Here is a 305-nt window from a genome sequence, read left to right on the forward strand (position 1 = left end):
GAGGTAGATAGGTTCGAGGTGGAAGTGTGGTGACACATGGAGCTGACGAATACTAATCGATCGAGGACTTAACCAAAAAAGTTTGAAACATTCAATGCACCGTTTATCCAGTTTTGAAAGAATAATTTCTTTTAACTAAGGATTTCAAGATACGATGTATATTGAAAGCCGAAAATAATCTAGTGATGATGGCAAAGAGGTCACACCCGTTCCCATACCGAACACGGAAGTTAAGCTCTTTAGCGCCGATGGTAGTTGGGGGCTTCCCCCTGTGAGAGTAGGACGTCGCTAGGCAATGAAAACAG

At 43.0% G+C, this 305-nt stretch carries 1 rRNA gene; it reads left to right on the forward strand.

Going from position 1 to position 305, the window contains the following annotated elements:
- Positions 1–178 precede the first annotated feature (178 nt).
- A 5S ribosomal RNA gene (gene rrf / locus ACYQ73_RS28335) occupies positions 179–294 on the forward strand.
- The last annotated feature ends 11 nt before the right edge of the window (positions 295–305 follow it).

It is taken from the genome of Lysinibacillus sp. CTST325 (genome assembly GCF_054665055.1).